A 2525-nucleotide genomic window follows, 5' to 3' on the forward strand; every position below is an offset into this window, starting at 1 on the left:
GGTTTCCCACCCTTCCCCCACGAGCGAGGAGTCCCCCCGATGACAGCGATCCGAACTGACCTGAGCTGGATCCTCAACGAGCTGGTCACGGCTCCCCATGCCCGGCATGCCCTGTTGCTGTCCGCCGACGGCCTGACCGTGGCGATCTCGGACGGCGTCGACCGCGACCTCGCCGACCGGGTCGCAGCGACCGTGTCCGGGCTCCAATCCCTCAGCCGCAGCGGCGCCGAGTTCGTCAAAGACGGCGGCACCCTCTGGCAGCAGACCATGGTCCAGTACGGGGACGGCTACCTTTTCGTCGTCGCCGCAGGCTCCGGCGCCCACCTCGTGGCGTCGGCCGGCGACCTGGTCGACATCGGCCCCTTCTCGTACCGGATGGCGGACACCGTGAAGCGGCTGCATGAGCCCCTGTCCGTCAGCCCACGCGAGCCCTCAGCACAGGGATGACGGCCCACCGTCCACGCGGCGACCGGCTGGTCAGAACGTACGTGGTCACGGGCGGCCGGTCCACGCCCACCCGCAACACGCTCGACCAGATCACGCTGATCAGCCTGTCGTCGTCGGCCCCCTACCTCAGCCGGACCGACCTCAACGAGGAGCAGACCGCGGCCCTCGGCCATCTCGCACACGGAGCCCAGTCCGTCATCGAACTCGGCGCGCTGCTGCACCTGCCCCTTCCCGTCGTCCGGGTCCTGCTCTGCGACCTCCTGGACGCCGGACACGTCACCGCGTCCGGGCGGCGCATCACCGACGCCCTCACTGAACGTCCTGACCGCTCGATTATGGAGGCAGTCCTTGCCGGACTACGTCGACTCTGACCCCGACCTCGGACCGGAGCTGCGCGGTGACGAGCAAACCGCGAAGATCCTGCTCGTCGGCCACATGGGCGCCGGCAAGACCACGATGGTGCACTGCATCTCCGAAATCGCGCCCGTCGCGACGGAAGAGACGATGACGAGCATGGGCAGCGGCGTCGACCGCGCTGACCTGCACCACAAGACAACGACCACCGTGGCCCTGGACTTCGGCCGCATCCACCTGAGCCGCAAGCTGGTCCTGTACCTGTTCGGTGCGCCCGGTCAGGCCCGGTTCTTCGACATCCTCGACGACCTCGCCTACGGAGCGCTCGGGGCGCTCGTGCTGTGCGATCCGAGGCACCTCGACGAGACCTACCCCATCCTCGACCAGGTCGAGGCCCTCGGACTGACCTACGTGGTCGCCGTCAACCACTTCGACGGCGCACCCCGCTACACGGAAGCGCGACTGCGCGAGGTCATGGCACTCGACCCGCACATCCCGATGGTTTTCTGCGACGCGCGCTCCCGCCCCAGCACCCGCGACGCGCTGATCACCCTTCTCGAACATCTGCTGTCCACGCCGGAGCCCGTGAGATGACCTACCCCGACCAGCAGGCCGCCGGGCAGTGCCCGGCCTACCAGCCCGCCACAGGCCCGTTGCCCATCTACGGGCCCACGTTCAGCGCCAACCCGCACGACACCTACGCGCGGCTGCGCACCCAGGGCGCGGTCGCGGCCGTCGAGATCGAGCCCGGCATGTGGGGCTACCTCGCCGTGAGTTTCCGCGCCGCGCTGTATCTGCTGCGCAACAACCCCAACCGGTTCAAGAAGGATCCGAATCACTGGGAGGCGCTGCGCCGCGGAGAGGTCCCGCCCACGAGCCCGGCACTGATGATGATGGGCCCGCGCGACAACGCCCTGTTCTTGGACGGCGAGAGGCACCAGCGTCTGCGCGGGGCCCTCACCTCCGCGCTCTCGACCGTCGACACCCATCAGCTGGCCCGCACCGTCACCGAGATCGCCGACTATCTGATCGACCAGTTCGCGCCGACCGGCGGGGCCGACCTGGTGGCCCAGTACTGCGACGCGCTGCCCATGCTGACGGTCAACGCCATGTACCAGGCCCCACCCGCGATCAGCGAGAAGATCGTCCGCTCGGTCACCCGGCTGTTCCTCGCCGGACCCGACGCGGCTGAAGCAAACGCGGCACTGGAAGCGGCCTGCCTGGAGCTGATCCGCTACAAGCGCACCTACCCGGGCCGGGACGTCGTCAGCGCGCTGATCGCCGCGGGCCTGAGCGACCGCGAACTGGTGCCCACCCTCATCCTGCTGTTCGGCGCGGCAGGGCCGCCCCCCGCCAAGCTGATCGCATCTGGACTGCTGCGGATTCTCACCGACGAGCGGTTCGCCGGCGACATCCACACCGGTGTGCGGCCGGTGTCGGCTGCTCTCGACGACGTGCTGTGGCAGGACCCGCCCGTCCCGAACTACTGCCCCCTGTACGCGAAGCAGGTCGAAGTCGTCGAGGGATCCACGGTGCAGCCCGGCATCCCGATCCTGGTCTCCTTCGCCGCCGCCAACTCGGACCCGGCTCTCACCCTCGGCCTGCCCCCCGGCGCCCGCACCGGCAACCGCGGTCACCTGGCCTTCTCTGCCGGGGCCCACGCGTGCGCCGCACCCGACCTGGCGCGCGTGATCTGCGAGACGGCCGTCGAGCGGGTCCTGGAC

General features: G+C 69.6%; 4 protein-coding genes. All 4 read left to right on the forward strand.

Annotated elements, in window-relative coordinates; all coding sequences use genetic code 11:
• The first annotated feature begins 39 nt into the window (after window positions 1-39).
• Window positions 40-447, forward strand: a complete 408-nt coding sequence (locus EHS43_RS42395) for a roadblock/LC7 domain-containing protein (RefSeq protein WP_125195791.1) — start codon at window positions 40-42, stop codon at window positions 445-447.
• A complete protein-coding gene (locus tag EHS43_RS42400) occupies window positions 444-818 on the forward strand; it encodes a DUF742 domain-containing protein (protein ID WP_125195792.1) in 375 nt (124 codons plus the stop codon). Before EHS43_RS42395 ends, EHS43_RS42400 begins: the two co-directional genes overlap by 4 nt.
• Window positions 796-1395, forward strand: a complete 600-nt coding sequence (locus tag EHS43_RS42405; RefSeq protein WP_260470969.1) for an ATP/GTP-binding protein — start codon at window positions 796-798, stop codon at window positions 1393-1395. Before EHS43_RS42400 ends, EHS43_RS42405 begins: the two co-directional genes overlap by 23 nt.
• On the forward strand, window positions 1392-2525 hold a 1134-nt coding region (locus tag EHS43_RS42410; RefSeq protein WP_148104273.1), incomplete at its 3' end, for a cytochrome P450. The genes EHS43_RS42405 and EHS43_RS42410, both read left to right, overlap by 4 nt.

The sequence above is a fragment of the Streptomyces sp. RP5T genome (genome assembly GCF_003933965.1).
Lineage (GTDB): Bacteria > Actinomycetota > Actinomycetes > Streptomycetales > Streptomycetaceae > Streptomyces.

Bases quoted from the DNA above. Each gene is read 5' to 3' on its own strand.
- EHS43_RS42395 (WP_125195791.1), top strand. From the start codon at position 40: ATGACAGCGATCCGAACTGACCTGAGCTGGATCCTCAACGAGCTGGTC.
- EHS43_RS42400 (WP_125195792.1), top strand. From the start codon at position 444: ATGACGGCCCACCGTCCACGCGGCGACCGGCTGGTCAGAACGTACGTG.